This window comes from Streptomyces sp. KR80 (genome assembly GCF_052245555.1).
Classification (GTDB): domain Bacteria; phylum Actinomycetota; class Actinomycetes; order Streptomycetales; family Streptomycetaceae; genus Streptomyces.
This window is the reverse complement of the sequence record NZ_JBQQCD010000006.1, coordinates 306,002-321,417: the sequence shown is the minus strand read 5'-3', so window position 1 is coordinate 321,417 and position 15,416 is coordinate 306,002. Positions and strand designations below refer to the sequence as shown.

General features: G+C 69.8%; 11 protein-coding genes and 1 pseudogene. 5 read left to right on the top strand and 7 right to left on the bottom strand.

The genetic code is table 11. The features are described from left to right. The first annotated feature begins 494 nt into the window (after positions 1-494). Positions 495-944, top strand: coding sequence for a PTS sugar transporter subunit IIA (locus tag ACTWQI_RS12530; RefSeq protein WP_443269907.1), 450 nt, complete (start codon positions 495-497; stop codon positions 942-944). Positions 945-1,022: 78 nt separating this feature from the next. Then, complete coding sequence (ptsP, locus tag ACTWQI_RS12525) at positions 1,023-2,693, top strand: phosphoenolpyruvate--protein phosphotransferase (protein ID WP_443269906.1); 1,671 nt, start codon at positions 1,023-1,025, stop codon at positions 2,691-2,693. Positions 2,694-2,719: 26 nt separating this feature from the next. On the opposite strand, the gene ACTWQI_RS12520 is transcribed toward ptsP, so the two are convergent. Together ACTWQI_RS12520 and ACTWQI_RS12515 are read right to left on the bottom strand one after the other, a co-directional pair. Next, positions 2,720-3,634 carry a hypothetical protein gene (locus tag ACTWQI_RS12520; RefSeq protein ID WP_443269905.1) on the bottom strand — a complete coding sequence of 305 codons (915 nt, stop codon included), beginning with the start codon at positions 3,632-3,634 and terminating at the stop codon, positions 2,720-2,722. A 123-nt stretch (positions 3,635-3,757) separates the two neighbouring features. Further along, positions 3,758-5,773 carry an acetoacetate--CoA ligase gene (locus ACTWQI_RS12515; RefSeq protein ID WP_443269904.1) on the bottom strand — a complete coding sequence of 672 codons (2,016 nt, stop codon included), beginning with the start codon at positions 5,771-5,773 and terminating at the stop codon, positions 3,758-3,760. A 380-nt stretch (positions 5,774-6,153) separates the two neighbouring features. On the opposite strand from ACTWQI_RS12515, the gene ACTWQI_RS12510 reads away from it, so the two are divergent. Continuing rightward, positions 6,154-8,508: a glycoside hydrolase family 31 protein gene (locus ACTWQI_RS12510; RefSeq protein WP_443269903.1), complete on the top strand. Its 2,355-nt coding sequence runs from the start codon at positions 6,154-6,156 to the stop codon at positions 8,506-8,508. A 144-nt stretch (positions 8,509-8,652) separates the two neighbouring features. Here the strand turns inward: ACTWQI_RS12510 and tgmB are convergent, their stop codons facing one another. Both tgmB and tgmA read right to left on the bottom strand, forming a co-directional pair. Then, positions 8,653-9,588, bottom strand: a complete 936-nt coding sequence (gene tgmB / locus ACTWQI_RS12505; protein ID WP_443269902.1) for an ATP-grasp ribosomal peptide maturase — start codon at positions 9,586-9,588, stop codon at positions 8,653-8,655. An 8-nt stretch (positions 9,589-9,596) separates the two neighbouring features. Then, a complete protein-coding gene (tgmA, locus tag ACTWQI_RS12500; RefSeq protein ID WP_443269901.1) occupies positions 9,597-9,788 on the bottom strand; it encodes a putative ATP-grasp-modified RiPP in 192 nt (63 codons plus the stop codon). Between the two features lie 449 nt (positions 9,789-10,237). Between tgmA and ACTWQI_RS12495 the strand changes: the two genes are divergently transcribed. Then, positions 10,238-11,050 carry a M15 family metallopeptidase gene (locus ACTWQI_RS12495; RefSeq protein ID WP_443269900.1) on the top strand — a complete coding sequence of 271 codons (813 nt, stop codon included), beginning with the start codon at positions 10,238-10,240 and terminating at the stop codon, positions 11,048-11,050. A gap of 298 nt (positions 11,051-11,348) precedes the next feature. Here ACTWQI_RS12495 and ACTWQI_RS12490 read toward each other — a convergent pair. Further along, a pseudogene (locus tag ACTWQI_RS12490) lies at positions 11,349-11,432 on the bottom strand (IS5/IS1182 family transposase); the annotation flags it as partial. Between the two features lie 166 nt (positions 11,433-11,598). Between ACTWQI_RS12490 and ACTWQI_RS12485 the strand changes: the two are divergent. Further along, entirely contained in the window at positions 11,599-12,777 is a 1,179-nt protein-coding gene (locus ACTWQI_RS12485) for a hypothetical protein (protein WP_443269899.1), read from the top strand. Between the two features lie 224 nt (positions 12,778-13,001). Here the strand turns inward: ACTWQI_RS12485 and ACTWQI_RS12480 are convergent, their stop codons facing one another. Together ACTWQI_RS12480 and ACTWQI_RS12475 are read right to left on the bottom strand one after the other, a co-directional pair. Continuing rightward, positions 13,002-13,811 carry a nucleotidyltransferase domain-containing protein gene (locus tag ACTWQI_RS12480; RefSeq protein ID WP_443269930.1) on the bottom strand — a complete coding sequence of 270 codons (810 nt, stop codon included), beginning with the start codon at positions 13,809-13,811 and terminating at the stop codon, positions 13,002-13,004. A gap of 110 nt (positions 13,812-13,921) precedes the next feature. Beyond that, positions 13,922-15,319 carry an FAD-binding oxidoreductase gene (locus tag ACTWQI_RS12475; protein ID WP_443269898.1) on the bottom strand — a complete coding sequence of 466 codons (1,398 nt, stop codon included), beginning with the start codon at positions 15,317-15,319 and terminating at the stop codon, positions 13,922-13,924. Between the last annotated feature and the right edge of the window lie 97 nt (positions 15,320-15,416).

Genomic DNA, 15,416 nt, shown 5'->3' with positions numbered 1-15,416 from the left:
GAACCTCATCTCCCGAAAGAGACGGGGTATCAACATATCTGGCGTTGACTTTTGGCACGCTGTTGAGTTCTCAAGGAACGGACGCTTCCTTCAGACCCGCCACCGGGCCCTCCAGGCGCTTCCCTTCAGTGCTTTTGACGCTATCAAGATTCTTTTCAAGACCATCGCCACTCCCCATCCGCAGACATGCGGAAGCGGATCCGGTGAGGACCTGGTCAAGATTGATAGAGCGTCACCCTCGCCGTGTTGCGCAGCGGTCTCACGCCGCCCTCGGCTCCAGGCAGGGGTACGACCCTACATCTGCCCACACAGCGAGGCAAATCGATTCCCGGCCGCCTCCGCGCCTGCGTGAGTCGCGTCCGCGCGGCAGGGTATGTGGAACGAGCACTTCCCATGATTTAGTCTCTGACCAGCACGTGGTCTAGTCCACGGCTCGCCGTAACGTCCACGTGGCAGACGGCGCTTCTCGATCTCCGCCCTCTGGGAGGCTTCCCATGACCACCGTGACGTCCCCAATCGCCGGTCGTGCCATCGGCCTGGCCGCGGTGCCCGACCCCGTCTTCTCCGGAGCGATGGTGGGACCGGGCACCGCGATCGATCCGGTGCGGAAGGCTTCCGAGGCGGTTGCGCCCGTCGACGGCATCGTTGTCTCCCTCCACCCCCATGCCTTCGTCGTGGTCGACGACGAGGGACACGGTGTCTTGACCCACCTGGGCATCGACACCGTCCAGCTCAACGGTCAGGGCTTCGAGCTGCTCGTCAGCAAGGGCGACACTGTCCGGCGCGGGGACGCCATCGTGCGATGGAATCCGACGGAGGTGGAAGCCGCGGGCAAGTCGGCGGTGTGCCCGATCGTGGCGCTCGAGGCGACCGCCGAGGCCCTCTCCTCCATCGCCGAGGGCATCGATGTGGAGCCGGGCGACAAGCTCTTCAGCTGGAAGTGAGCTCCACGCCGCACCGACGGCGGGTAAGAGATCGACCGCGACGGAACCGATCCGCCGCACCAACCGGAGACGGATGACATGGAGACAACGCTGCAAGGTGTCGGCGTAAGCCACGGGGTGGCGATCGGCGAGGTCCGGCACATGGGTACGGCGGTGCTCGAGCCGCCGGCCAAGCAGATCCCCACGGATGACGCACCGCGCGAACAGGGGCGGGCACGCCAGGCCGTGGAGGCCGTATCCGCCGATCTGATTGCGCGCGGCAATCTGGCGGGCGGCGAGGCACAAGCAGTGCTCGAGGCCCAGGCCATGATGGCCCAGGACCCGGAGCTCATGGCGGACGTAGAGCGGCGGATCGCCGTCGGCAGCACGGCCGAGCGCGCCGTGTACGACGCTTTCGCCGCCTACCGGGCGCTTCTCGCGGGTGCCGGCGAGTACCTGGCAGGCCGGGTCGCGGACCTGGACGACGTACGGAACCGGATCGTGGCCCGTCTGCTGGGCGTGCCGATGCCGGGCGTACCGGACAGCGATGAGCCGTATGTGCTGATCGCCCGCGACCTGGCGCCTGCCGACACCGCGCTGCTCGACCCCACCCTCGTGCTCGGCTTTGTGACCGAGGAGGGTGGGCCCACCAGCCACAGCGCCATCCTGGCGCGTGCGCTGGGCGTGCCGGCGGTCGTCGCGCTGCCGGGTGCGAGTGAGCTCGTCGAGGGCACCGTGATCGCCGTCGACGGCAGCACCGGTGAGATCTTCGTGGACCCCACCCCGGAGAAACGCGCCGCGATGGAGGCGGCGGCCGCGGAGCGCAAGGCGATGCTTGCCGCATCCTCTGGTCCCGGTGCGACCTCCGACGGGCACAAGGTGCCGCTGCTGGCCAACGTCGGCGGTCCGGCCGACGTACCGGCCGCGGTGGAGGCGGGTGCCGAGGGGGTCGGCCTGTTCCGCACCGAGTTCCTCTTCCTCGACGACAGCAAGAAGGCACCGTCGTCGGAGAAGCAGGTGCAGGCGTACCGCCAGGTGCTCGAGGCCTTCCCCGAGGGCCGCGTGGTCGTCCGGGTGCTGGATGCCGGTGCGGACAAGCCGCTTGACTTCCTCACCCCGGGCGACGAGCCGAACCCGGCCCTGGGCGTACGCGGTCTGCGTACGCTCCTGGACCACCCGGAGGTGCTGCGTACGCAGCTGACCGCCCTCGCCCAGGCGGCCGAGGGTCTGCCGGTCTACCTCGAGGTCATGGCGCCTATGGTGGCCGACCGCACGGATGCGAAGGCGTTCGCGGATGCGTGCCGCGAGGCCGGCCTGCAGGCGAAGTTCGGTGCCATGGTGGAGATTCCGTCCGCGGCTCTCCGGGCGCGTTCGATCCTGCAGGAGGTCGAGTTCCTGTCGCTCGGCACGAACGATCTCGCCCAGTACACGTTCGCCGCCGACCGCCAGGTCGGGGCCGTGTCGCGGCTGCAGGATCCGTGGCAGCCAGCACTGCTGGACCTGGTGGCCCTCTCCGCGGAGGCGGCGAAGGCAGAGGGCAAGAGCTGTGGTGTGTGCGGCGAGGCGGCATCCGATCCGCTACTGGCCTGTGTGCTGACCGGCCTGGGCGTGACGAGTCTGTCGATGGGTGCAGCGTCCATCCCTTACGTGCGCGCGGCGCTGGCCAAGCACACACTCGCCCAGTGCGAACGGGCGGCGGCTGCGGCGCGGGCCACGGACAGCGCCGAGGAGGCACGGCGGGCCGCGCAGGCGGTGCTCTCCGGCGAGTGACCTGTACGGCGGCGCCACCGCCGTTCTCAGCATCGACCCTCCGGGGGCGGCAGCTCGATTCCGGGCCGGTAGTCGACGCCCGGCTCGGGTGGGACGGGCTCCCCGGTGTCGGCATCGGTGCAGTAGGCGGAGAACACCTCCGCCTCGGTCAGCGGCCGGAGCCACCCCTCCCGCAGGGCCCAGCCGCGCACCACATCGGTGCCCTTCTCCGAGGGATCGCTGCTGCGGGTGACGATGCCGCCCCGGCTCTCCGTGACGATGCCCGCGGCCACGACGGTGCAGAACGCCACGGCCTCGGACTCCAGCAGGTGCACCAGCCCGTCGTCCCCGCACTCGGCGTGAACCGCCGCGATGAGCGACCCGCCCTCGACCGGCACGCTGCACACGACATGGTGGATGCCGGATCCCACGGCTTCGAGCAGCCGCGTCAAAGCCCTGGCCCCACGTCCGTACGCCTCGTGCCCCAGGTCCCGGCCGCAGTCGGCGCAGTCGCCGGTCGCCGCGAGCAGCTCCGTGGCGTGTTCGAGCGTGGCGTGCCGCTCGACCGCCCCGATGAGCTCGGGGACGAGTTGGTCGATGGGCTGGCCCTCGTAGGCGATGGTGGCGCCGGCACCCGCGACATCGGCCGTGTAACGCGTGCGGCTGTCCGGCAGGTCGGGGTCGAGCCGGGTGTCCGCGCAGAACTCCGCGTACTCGACCGGGTCGAACAGGGCGACAGCTGTGTGCACCCCCTGCGACGAGAGTGCCTGCAGCAGTCCCTCCATCTCCCGTAGATACGTGACGTGGTCGTCGAAGGCGAACGTCGCGTAGCGCCGCATGGCGGCGAAGTCCTCCTCGTCGGCCAGCAAGGCGACGGTGCTGGGCACTTCGCGGCGCAGTGCGTGCCGCACGGCCGGTCGCCGCCTGCCGTCCCCCGTGTTTCCGGTCCCCGTCTCCGCCATGACTCCCCCTCGGTGCACGCATGAGCTTCACTTGCTCACTCACCGTAATCGAGGGGTGTGACAACGCAGCGTGACGGTTATGACGGTCACGCTTGCCCAACGACGTTCACGCAGAACGTCCGGTCACGCGGAACGGTCGCGCGCGACGCGCTCGTAGAAGCGCACCAGCTCGATGTCGTCGACCGAGCCGGGGTTGACGGCCTTGTCCAGCGGCGTGCCCTGGAGCAGCCGCTTGATCGGCACCTCGATGCGCTTCCCGGTGAGGGTGTGCGGGACGCCGGGCGCCTCGATGACTTCGTCGGGGACGTGCCGCGGCGAGAGCTGCTCGCGGATCGTCCGCTTGATGCGGTCGCGCAGCGCGTCATCGAGGACCGCGCCTTCGGTGAGGTGGACGAAGAGCGGCATCCAGTAGCCGCCGTCGGGCTGTTCGACTCCGATCACGAGGGATTCGCGGATCTCGGGGAGCCGTTCGACGGCTTCGTAGATGTCTGCGGAACCCATGCGGACGCCCTGCCGGTTGAGGGTGGAGTCGGAGCGGCCGTGGATGACGACGGTGCCGCGCGCGGTGACGGTGATCCAGTCTCCGTGTCGCCAGGTGCCGGGGAACATCTCGAAGTAGCTCTCGCGGTAGCGGCTGCCGTCGGGATCGTTCCAGAAGCGGATCGGCATGGACGGCATCGGCTTGGTGACCACGAGTTCGCCGACCTCGTCGACGACGGGCTTGCCGTGCGGGTCCCAGGCCTGCAGGTCGGTGCCCAGGCAGGGGGCCTGGAGCTCGCCGACGTAGACCGGGAGGGTCGGGACGGCACCGGCGAAGCAGCTGCAGACGTCGGTGCCACCGCTGACCGAGGCGATCCACATGTCCTCGGCCACTTCGTCGTGGATCCACCGGAAGCCGTCGGGCGGCAGGGGCGACCCGGTGGTGGCCACGCACTGCACGCGCGAAAGGTCGAAGTCGCGGCCCGGGTGCACGCCCGCCTTGCGGCACGCCATCACGTACGCGGCCGAGGTGCCGTAGAACGTGGTGCCGGTGCGCTCGGCGACGCGCCACTGGGCGGCGGTGTCCGGGTAACCGGGGCTGCCGTCGTAGAGGACGACCGTCGCGCCGACGAGGAGGCCGGAGACGAGGAAGTTCCACATCATCCAGCCGGTGGAGGTGTACCAGAAGAAGCGGTCGTCGGGGCCGAGGTCGGTGTGGAGGCCGAGCTGCTTGAGGTGTTCGACGAGGATTCCGCCCTGGGACTGGACGATCGCTTTGGGCAGGCCCGTGGTGCCGGAGGAGTACAGCACCCACAAGGGGTGGTCGAAGGGAACCTGCTCGAAGACCGGCTCGGCCTCGGCGGAGACGAGACCGGACCAGTCGAGCGCTCCTTCCGGTGCCGGGGTGCCGAGCAGCGGGATGTGCACCACGGCCCGCAGGGTCGGCAGTTCGCGGCGCAGTTCGGCGACGGTGTCGCGGCGGTCGTGCTCCTTGCCGCCGTAGCGGTAGCCGTCGACCGCGAACAGGACCACGGGCTCGACCTGCTGGAAGCGGTCGAGGACGCTGCGGGCCCCGAAGTCCGGAGCGCAGGAGGTCCAGACGGCGCCGGTGGCCGCGGTGGCGAGCAGTGCGACGACGGCCTGGGGGGTGTTGGGCAGGTAGCCGCTGACGCGATCGCCGGGCCGCACGCCCATCCGGCGCAGCTCGGCGGTGAGCGAGCCGACCTGGCGGCGCAGCTCGCGCCAGGTGACCGGCAGCGGCTCATGGGTCTCGTCGACGTGGACGAGTGCCGGGGTGTCGGCGCGGTCGGGGTCCTCGGCGGTGCGCAGCGCGTGCTCGGCGTAGTTGAGTGTGGCGCCGGGGAACCAACGGGCGCCGGGCATGGCGGGCTCGGCGAGCACGGTCTCGTACGGGGTGGCGAAGCGGACGTCGAACCACTCGGCCGTGGCGTGCCAGAAGCGCTCCAGCTCGTCGACCGACCAGCGGTGCAGCGCGGCGTAGCTCGCCACGGGGTCGCCAGGCACCGTCCGCGGCGCGCCGTACCGGTCGGCTGCCCACTCCTGGAAGCGGGTCACCTGCGCACCGGCGATGCGTTCGGCGACGGGCTGCCACAGAGGCTGCGGTGCGGCGGGGGTCGGTGCGGTGTTCGCTGGGGTCATGGCGCGGCTCCCGGGCTGTACGCGGCGTCTGCGTCGCTTGGTCTGCTGGTGGTGCGTCGCGTGGTGTGCGGCGCTGCGCGCACGCGCGGGGTGGGCGCGTATCGCGGCTGAGCAGGACGATGCCATGTGATCGACTCCCGCACCAGGGTGTCCCGGTGATGTCGCGGTGTGTGCCGGTGGGGGTTGCCACGTGGCCTGTGGTCGGCCCGACGGGTCCCCGGCCCGCGCGGGGGCGGATGCGCGGCGGCGACGCGCTGCACCGCGCTCCGGTGGGCTCTCGCGCGGCAGCCGACGCGGAGCGCGTGGCGTGGCTGTGACCATGGGTGAACGACAGTTGAACGCGCCTCGTACGCTCCGCCGCCGATGGCAGGGTGAGCAGTATGGATGCCCGGGGACTGGTGCGGTCGGTGAAGGTGGTCGGTACGGCGCAAGGGCTCCGCTCCGTGCGTTCGGCGTGGCGGCGCCGGCGGGCGGATGCCCTCGGGTTGCCCAGGCGGGGGCCGGAGCGGGCGCGCGTGCCGGGGCTCGCGGAGGGAGCGGATCCGCAGCCCGGGGGCGGAGAGGTCCGGTTCGCACGCTCCTCCCTGCGGGTGATCGTGACCACCGGCGGTGCCGTGTTCTGCGGCTGGGACGGCGCCGAGCCGGAGCCTTCCTACGCGCTGGTGCGCGGCTGTCCCGAGCCGGATGTGCGTGCGGAGCTGGAGCCCGACATGGACGGGGGCTGGCGAGTCGTCTCGGAGCGCGTGACGGTGGCGGTGTCCCGGCACGGGGCGGTGGAGGTCCGGACGCCGGGCGGGGTGGTGCTCCGGCGGGATCTGCCGCCGCGCTGGTGGGACCCGGTGGACGCGGCGGAGGGGGCCGGCTCGCGCTGGGTGCAACGTTCGGAGGTGGCGGCGGACGCGCGCTTCTTCGGCCTGGGGGGCCGCGCGGCGGGGCCCCGGCTGCGGGACGGCTCGTACCGCCTGTGGAACACCGATCCGGGTGGCGCCTTCGTACCCGGGGACGACCCGCTGTACTTGACCATGCCGGTGCTGACCGTCGTCGCCGACGGGGGCACCCACCTGGTCTTCCACGACAATCCGTGGGATGGGCGCATGCGGCTGCACGAGGGCGACGAGGGCGCGGGCTCCGGGCACGACCGCCCCGGGTCGTACGAACTGCGCATGGACGGCGGGCCGCTGCGCTCGTGGACCGTCGTCGGCACCCCGGCGCGCCTCCTGCGGAGCTGGACGACGCTCACCGGCGCGCCCGCGCTCCCCCCGCGCTGGGCGCTCGGTCACCACCACGCGCGCTGGGGTTTCGGCGACGAGCTGGAGGTGCGGCGGATCGCGAGGAGCTACCGGGAGCGGGGGCTGCCGCTGTCGGCACTGCATCTGGACATCGACCACTTCCGGGGCAACCGGGTGTTCACGGTGAACACCGAGGGCTTTCCCGACCTGCCCGCGCTCGCGGAGGAGTTGCGGGCCGACGGTGTGCGGTTGGTGTCGATCATCGATCCCGCGGTGAAGGCGGAGCCGGGCAATGCGGTGTACGACAGCGGGTCCGCGTGCGATGCCTTCGTACGGGACGCGCGGGGCCGGGAAGTGCGAGGGGTGGTGTGGCCGGGCGAGTCGGTGTTCCCCGATTTCACCGACCCTCAGGTGCGGAAGTGGTGGGGCGGGCTGTACGCGGAGCGGCTGGAGCAGGGCTTCTCCGGGGTGTGGCACGACATGAACGAACCGGTGTCCTTCGCCCCCTTCGGTGATCCGTCCCTCCCTCGTTCCGCCCGGCACGCCCTGGAGGGCCGGGGCGGCGACCACCGCGAGGCGCACAACGTCTACGGGCTGGCGATGGCCCGGGCCGGGTACGAGGGGCTGTGCGAACTGCGGCCGGAGGAACGGCCGTTCCTGTTCTCCCGCTCGGGCTGGGCGGGGATGCAGAGATACGGCGGCACCTGGTCGGGAGACGTGGCCACCGGGTGGCCTGGGCTGCGCGCGTCGCTGGCGCTGGTGCTGGGCATCGGGTTGTGCGGAGTGCCGTACTCGGGGCCTGACGTGGGCGGTTTCACCGGCTCGCCCTCACCGGAGCTGTATCTGCGCTGGTTTCAGCTGGGGGCGTGGCTGCCGCTGTTCCGCACACACTCGGCGTTCTTCGCGGGCCGGCGCGAGCCCTGGGAGTTCGGGCCAGAGGTGCTGGAGCACGCGCGCGTGGCGCTGCGCGAGCGGGAGCGGCTGCTGCCGTACTTCGTCACCCTGGCCCATCTGGCGCAGCGGACGGGGGCACCTTACGTACGGCCCTTGTGGTGGCATGCGCCGCAGGATCGGAGGCTGCGCGACTGCGAGGACGCCTTTCTGCTGGGTGACGCGCTGCTGGTCGCCCCGGTGCTGGAGCCCGGTACGACCCGGCGGGCGGTGCGTCTGCCGCCCGGGCGCTGGTACGACACGGCGACGGGACACGCGCACGACGGGCCGGGGCAGGTGCTGCTGGACGCGCCGCTGTCGCGGATTCCCGTGCTGGCGCGGGCGGGTTCGGTGCTGCCGGTCCAGGCGGCGGACGGCGGAGTCGAACTGGAGGTGTGGACGCCGGCGGCGGGGCGCGAGGGCAGCGGGCTGGTGGCCCCCGATGCCGGAGACGGCTGGGAACGTCCCCGGATCGAGAGGTTCACCTCCCGGATCGAGGACGGCCGTGTCCTCGTCGAGCGGACGGGCGGCGGAGATCTGCGGTACCCCGTACGCGTACGGGGACGGCCTGGCTGATCGGTGCCGGCAGGGTCCGGCGACCCAGGAGTCGGCCTCGGCGCCTGGTCTACGGCGGCCAGGGCGTGGACCCCGGAAGCCTGGTCAGGCGTCCGGGGTCCATGGGGCGCGTCCGCCCCCGTAGCGGGGCCCCCGTAGCGGGCGTCACGGCGCGGCGCCCGAGGCCAACCAGGCCGCGACGGCCTCGGCAATGGGCTGGCCCGTCTCCAGTTGGACGAAGCCGAACTGCCCTCCCTGGTTGCACTCGAGGAACCACCAGGTGCCGTCGCCGTCCTCGGCGAAGTCGAATGCGCCATACGCGAGTTGGCCGATGGACATGTAGCTGTGAACGGCCTTCGCGATCCGCGCGGGCACCTCGACCGGCACCCACGCGCCGCCATTGTCGGCGAACCGCCAGTCCACCTGGTCGGGGTCGGACGATGCCTTCCGCGCGGCGAACATCTCCTCACCGACACAGGTCAGCCGGATGTCCGCACGCTTGGGCACATGCTGCTGAAGGAGGGTCGGGCAGGCCATGACGCCTGCGAAGTCCGCATTCGGCTCGATACGGGTGGTGGGCAACGCCATCGGCGGGTCGCTGGGGTGTATTCCGGAGACCGGCTTCACCACCAGGTCCCGGTACCGGGCGGCGAACTCGCCTGCTATCTGGGGAAAGGTGGTGATCAGCGTGGGGGGCACGGCGAAGCCGCTGCGCTGGGCGACGTTCAGCTGCCACGGTTTGTTGCGGGCCGGCGCGGCCGCGACGGGGTGATTCATCCAGCGGGCACCCGTGCAGTAGAGGGTTCCGTACAGGGCCTGTTCGGACTCGGCCGTGAGCCATTCGGACGGCGGGTCTGCGTGCGCCGCCGGCCGTCCGGGTCTGCGGACCCATATGGAACGCAGCCCGCTCATGGTCACGACACGGCCACCGACGGACAGGTGTCCGCCGAAGTCGCCCTGCACGTACTCGGCGGACAAGGCCACCCTGCCGGGGAGGTCGGCGGGATCCAGACGTACGACCGGGACACCCTCGTCGTGCAGCACGGACACCACCATGTCCGCCGTCACATCCTCGGGGCAGGTGAGTATGAGCACCGTCATGAGCACCGTCAGTCGTCGAAGTGCGTCTTGGAACCGGCAGTGGAGGTGGTGGTGCCGATTGCCAGTAACAACTCGCGATCGCTGATGGCCGGGCGCCCGTCGGGCAGGACGTTCCACTGCCGTGTCGCGTCATAGGCGTACGGCATCGTGACGGGCGGATGCGCAGCCGGACGGCCGTAGTTCAGTGCAAAGGGTCGCATGACCTCTCCTCTTGCTGCCGGGGAGGGGGCGACAGCCTCTGCTCATGTCCCTCCTCTCATGCACGCCCGGTGCTGTGTCGACTCGGCGGCCGACAGCTTCTGCCCGAAGGCGACCTCGCGCACATGCCCATACGTGCTGGTAGACGGATGGATTCAGTACTCTGCAGTTGTCAGGGCACCTGGGGAGGTCACTCGTCCCCTTAGAGGAGCGAGCGATCGAATCGGTTCCTCTGCCGCCGGCCCCGGTGTTGGAGCCGGACCGTGGTGTGCGTCACACCTGGGTCCGGTGAGCTGGGTGGTCCCCAACAGGGAGGCGTCCAGCGGTAACTGGCTGCAGCGGGTGTGGAACCGATGGCTGCGGGGCCTGACCGAGGCTGCCATTCACCCTCACTTTCCGCCCGGCTTCCGCCCGGCTTCCGCCCGCGGCGTCCGGCTGGTAGATGAGGGGGATGCCACGACGACTGACTGCCGCGCTCCGTACCGTCGCTCTGACCGCCGCCGCGCTCGTCGCCGTCACCGCGGCTCCTCCGGAGGCACTGGCGAAGCCGGAGCCCACGGCGCCCAAGGAATTCGTCTCGCTGCGCGAGATCGACCCGACGATCCTCCACGAGATCCGCTACATCACGCCGCACAACTTCGTCGGGGAGCCCATAGACGGATACCGCCAGCCCTTGTGCATCCTGACCGCCCCGGCGGCCAAGGCCCTGCACAGGGCGCAGCGGCAGCTGTTGCGCAAGGGCTACTCGCTCAAGGTGTACGACTGCTACCGGCCCCAGCGGGCGGTGGATCACTTCGTCGCCTGGGCGAAGGACCTGGACGACCAGGCGATGAAGGGCGAGTTCTATCCGCGGGTCGACAAGTCACGGCTGTTCGAGGACGGTTACATCGCCGAGAAGTCCGGGCACAGCCGCGGCAGCACGGTGGATCTGACGGTGGTGAAGCTCCCGGCCCGCCCCACTCGCCCGTACGAGCCGGGGGAGCGACTGGTTCCCTGCTACGCGCCGCAGAAGGAGCGCTTCCCCGACAACTCCGTCGACATGGGAACGGGTTTCGATTGTTTCGACACCCTATCCCACACCCTGGATCCACGCATTCAGGGCGAGCAGCGCGCGAACCGACTTCTGCTGAAGAACACCCTGGAGGACATGGGATTCGTCAACCTCCCCGAGGAGTGGTGGCACTTCACGCACAAGCCGGAGCTCTTCCCCGATACGTACTTCGACTTCCCCGTCCACCGAAGGTCGCTGACACACCATCGATGAGAGCGTCGCAGTTCGCGATGCCGCTGCCTGGGGGCTAGTCCGGCCAACGTCGCACAACCTTGCTGATCAGATCGTGGATCAGACAATCCCCCGGCGAGCGGTTCTCTTTGAGCCGGTAAAGGTCGGCGGGGCCGAACCAGTCGTAGGTGGAATGCTTGGACCACTCCTCCGGTGGCGCCAGCCAGTCTCTTCCTCGACCTCGCGGGATCACCGCGCCGACGGTCCAGACCTCGCCTGCCATGGGCACTGGTATCTCGACGTCTTCGTCCACCCTGACCGGCTGGTTGTCCGCTGGCTTGATCAGCTTGTGGAAGCAGGGCGGACTCAGTCCGGTGAACGGGGCTATCCAGGACGGCTCCGACGCCGTGATCACACCAGCCATGGCAAGATCGTCTCTCCCACACTGTCTCGTCTCACAGAGCATCGGGTGCCGCCTCTGACCAGCAGCACGCCACTGAGGTGACGGACAGTGATGATCCGGACGAGGCGCCGGAAAGTATGCTGTGCGGCCACGGGCCGGGGGCTTTGGGCGAGCACAGGCGGGGAACATGAACATGATCAAGGTCAACGCGGTACTCGCCGTGTTCGTGCTCCTGTTCGCCGCCGTCGTGGCCTTCTGCGCCGCGAGCGACTCCGATGTGACCTGGAGGTACGACAAGGTCTTCAAAGACAAGGGCCTGGGCCAGCTGTCCGGCATGATTGCGACCGCTGGCGACGACATCTGGGTGGTGGGCAACGCCACCCGCACCGTCAGCTACGCCGGGGACGAGTCGGCCGACGACGGCTTCCTCCTGCACTACGACGGCACCCGCTGGCAGCGCCGTCCCATGCCGACGGCGTTCGGCGACAGCGTCTACGAGGCGCGCTTCGACGCTGTGGACTCCGGCGGATTCCTGCTGACGGCGAGCCTGGAGGATCTGAAGGCGCCGCGGATGGCTCGCTGGGACGGCATGCGCTGGACGGCGCTGCCCAAGCTCCCCGACGGCCACCAGGCCGCCGATGTAAAGGCCTTCGCCGCGGACGACATCTGGGTCGTCGACGGCCAGACTGGGGCGTACCACTGGGACGGCACCCGCTGGACTGCTATGGACCTGCCCGTCACCGTCAGCGCACTCGACGGCGTCGCGTCGGACGACCTGTGGGCGGTCGGATACCGCAACACGAACGACGTGGACACCGGCCGGGAGGGGGAGTTCACCCAGCCCGCCGCCGTGCACTGGGACGGCCGCGCCTGGAAGCTCGTGCGGACGCCGGAATACCACTTCCCAGCCCCGGCGCCATCCGAACCCGGCGCCTCCCTCACCGAGGTCGTCGCGCTGGCAAAGGACGACGTACGTGTCTACGGCGAGCACACCTTCAACCACGGCGAGGAAGACAACGAGCCCGCCGACGAGGACATCCGGCTGCGCTGGAACGGCACCCGCTGGACCAAGCTGCCGAACGCGAAGGGAGCGTGTGCCGACCGCGGCCACGCGGTGCGCGACGGTGAGCACGGGCTGCTCCTCAGCGGCAGCCGGTACCTCACCGCGGACGGCGACTGCGTCAAGATCTCGCACCCACGGCTGCCGAGCACCGACGGGATCAAGTCCAGCTCACAGCAGTCGCTCTGGCTGAACGCCATCGAGCCGATTCCAGGCACCGACAAAATCCTCGGCGTCGGCCACGTCCAGGTCAATCAGGCCGGCAATCCTACGGGCAGATCGGTGATCGTCAGCCTGAAGCGCTGAAGGTCGCCCGCCTGGGCCTTCTCCTCAGCCGTGACAGGCCAGGCGACCTGCTGCCCGACCAGCCGCCTGGTGGCCACCGGCTCGCGGTCCACTGCCAGTCCGCCACCGTCGACACCGCGACCCCGATCGCGTCGGCGAACATCGTCAGCGATTCCTCCACCGTGCAGAGGTCATCGACGCCGTCAGGGCACGGGGCCGTTACGGGACAGCCCTGAGGGTCCGCGTCAACCCGGGAGGTTCTCCAGGACGTCGGCGGCCAGTCGGTCCGCCTCTTCGAGTACACCACTGAGGTCGTCTGGGGCGGTGTCCAGTGCGCGGAACAGAGCGTGGGCGCGGGCGGAGAAGTCCGTCGGCGCGAGCAGGAGATGTCCCGCGGACTGCACGGATCCTTTCTCGTTGATGAGCCAGCACCCGGCTGCGGCGTGCAGGGCCTGGACGAGGAGTCCGACTGCGCGGAACAGGCAGCCCGCGACGTAGCACGAGTCGCCGTGGGTCGCACCTTTCCGGGCTACGGACAAGGTGAACGGCACTTCCCACCGGGCATTGGCGACCAGCGACTCGCGCAGTGGCTGCGGAAAGCTGCGGGTCTGTTCCTGCAGAGCGGTCAGTTCACCGTCGCGATCTACGAGAATGCGCCCGAGGGACACCTCTCCCACATAGGCGTGCGAGTACACCCCCAGCGGATGGCCCGCCTGGGTGCCTACTTCGAAATGCCCTGCCTGGCACTCCTGCCAGATGCGATGCACGCGGTCCAGGTCGCGGTAGATCCAGTCGATGTGCAGGCCGTCCACAGTGAGCCAGGCACCGCCGTCGACCCAAGGGCCCCAGCCGCCCGGCTCGGTCACCTCGACCGTGCCCCCGGTCAACTCGCCTGCGAGCAGGCGCAGAGCAGCGGTGTCCAAAGGCTGACGGTAGTAGAGGCCCAGGTCGTAGTCGGAGTCAGGACGGTGCGTTCCGCGCGCCCGACTGCCACCGAGGCACACACCTACGACGCCACCGGCCTCAGCCAGCCTGTTCGCGATCTCCACCACCATGTGATCCACAGTGCAGAGTCTGCCGCAGCAGCGCGCCGGCGCAGGGAGGCAGGACCACTCGTACGGCTCCGCCGCGCTTTGCCCGCCGTCTTCCTGTCGGCGATGAGAACTCAGCTGCTCGGTCGGATATTCGCGTTCAGATGGAAGAAGTTGGTGGGGTCGTAGGTGTTCTTGAGGGTCACCAGGCGTTCGTAGTTGTCTCCGTAGGCGGCCCGTACCCGGTCCTCGCCCTCTTCGCCCAAGTTGTTGACGTACTCCGCTCCGAGGGAGAACGGGCTCACCATGCCCCACCACTGCCGAACCCAGTTCCGGTGCGCGTCCCATTCCCCGGGGTCCGACCATATCGACGCGGCGAAGTTGTCGTACTGCGCGTTCCGGTGGCGGAAGGCCGTCGCGGCTCGGGGGACGCGGCTCACGGCACCGCCGTACTGCTGGAAGACGATGAGGGAGCGCGGTGAGGGAACCTCGGCGAAGTGGCTCACGGTGGCCTCGATCGCGTCGTCGGCGATCTCCTCCAGGAAGTGTGACTTCCAGTAGTAGCGAAGGCCGATGGGGAAGAAGGCGTCTGCAGCGGACTGCAGTTCGGTGTACGCAACGGGTCCGATCTGGTCGAGGAGGGGCGGGCCGAATCGTCGGAGCGGTTCCAGCGCGCGCTCGCCCTGCTCCATCGGTCCGGCGTAGCAGACCGAGAGCGCGAGCACCCGGTCACCGTCGGGCGAGGTCAGGAAGATGGCGTCGGCAGACAGCTCGTCCGGGGCCGATCGGGCGTACTCGTCATAGAACCGCAGCGCCGCCCTGGCCCTCTCCAGGGGGTGGACAACCACACCTCCCAGAACCCTCGGGCCCACGGGGTGGAGCTGAAACTCGAAGGAGGTCACGACCCCGAAGTTGGCGCCTGCGCCCCGCATACCCCAGAAGAGGTCGGAGTTCTCGGTGGCGTCGGTTCTCACTACCTGAGCATCGGCGGTAACGATCTCGGCGGACAGAAGGTTGTCGCAGGCGAGGCCGTACGTCCGGGCCAGTCGGCCCCCTCCGCCGCCGAGCGTGAGTCCGGCGACTCCTGTATGGGTCACCACACCCGACGTCGTCGCGAGCCCTGACCGTTGCGCGGCCCTGTCGAATTCCCCGAGCGTCGCGCCTCCTTCCACCCGGGCCGTCCGGCCCGACGGGTCGACTGCGACGCTTCTCATCCGCGACAGGTCGATCATCAGGCCGCCCCTGCACACCGCCTTGCCCGCGATGTTGTGGCCACCGCCGCGTACGGAGACCAGCAGGTCGCGTTCGCGGCCGAAGGCGACCGTCCGGGCGACATCGGCCGTCCCGGCGCAGCGGGCGATCAGCGCAGGCCGGTGGTCGATCAGACCATTCCAGACTCTGCGAGTCTCGTCGTACGTTCCGTCTCCGGGACGAAGCAGCTCGCCGGTGAGGCTCGCCGCCACTTTCCGAGCAGCCGACTCCTCGAGGGCAGTCGGTCCGCCCGTCCTCGTCCTCACCTCGAACGACGGCATGACGACCTCCTTCAGTCGCGCAGTCCGGCAACCCGGTGAACCGTCCATGACTCCAGCTTCCGGCGACCGACGGCAGGATGCACGGGGCCCCTCTCGA

What these genes read in the sequence shown, in the direction of transcription:
- ACTWQI_RS12530 (WP_443269907.1), top strand. Translation starts at nt 495, where the DNA reads ATGACCACCGTGACGTCCCCAATCGCCGGTCGTGCCATCGGCCTGGCC.
- ptsP (WP_443269906.1), top strand. Translation starts at nt 1,023, where the DNA reads ATGGAGACAACGCTGCAAGGTGTCGGCGTAAGCCACGGGGTGGCGATC.
- ACTWQI_RS12520 (WP_443269905.1), bottom strand. Translation starts at nt 3,634, where the DNA reads ATGGCGGAGACGGGGACCGGAAACACGGGGGACGGCAGGCGGCGACCG.
- ACTWQI_RS12515 (WP_443269904.1), bottom strand. Translation starts at nt 5,773, where the DNA reads ATGACCCCAGCGAACACCGCACCGACCCCCGCCGCACCGCAGCCTCTG.
- ACTWQI_RS12510 (WP_443269903.1), top strand. Translation starts at nt 6,154, where the DNA reads ATGGATGCCCGGGGACTGGTGCGGTCGGTGAAGGTGGTCGGTACGGCG.
- tgmB (WP_443269902.1), bottom strand. Translation starts at nt 9,588, where the DNA reads ATGACGGTGCTCATACTCACCTGCCCCGAGGATGTGACGGCGGACATG.
- tgmA (WP_443269901.1), bottom strand. Translation starts at nt 9,788, where the DNA reads ATGCGACCCTTTGCACTGAACTACGGCCGTCCGGCTGCGCATCCGCCC.
- ACTWQI_RS12495 (WP_443269900.1), top strand. Translation starts at nt 10,238, where the DNA reads ATGCCACGACGACTGACTGCCGCGCTCCGTACCGTCGCTCTGACCGCC.
- ACTWQI_RS12485 (WP_443269899.1), top strand. Translation starts at nt 11,599, where the DNA reads ATGAACATGATCAAGGTCAACGCGGTACTCGCCGTGTTCGTGCTCCTG.
- ACTWQI_RS12480 (WP_443269930.1), bottom strand. Translation starts at nt 13,811, where the DNA reads ATGGTGGTGGAGATCGCGAACAGGCTGGCTGAGGCCGGTGGCGTCGTA.
- ACTWQI_RS12475 (WP_443269898.1), bottom strand. Translation starts at nt 15,319, where the DNA reads ATGCCGTCGTTCGAGGTGAGGACGAGGACGGGCGGACCGACTGCCCTC.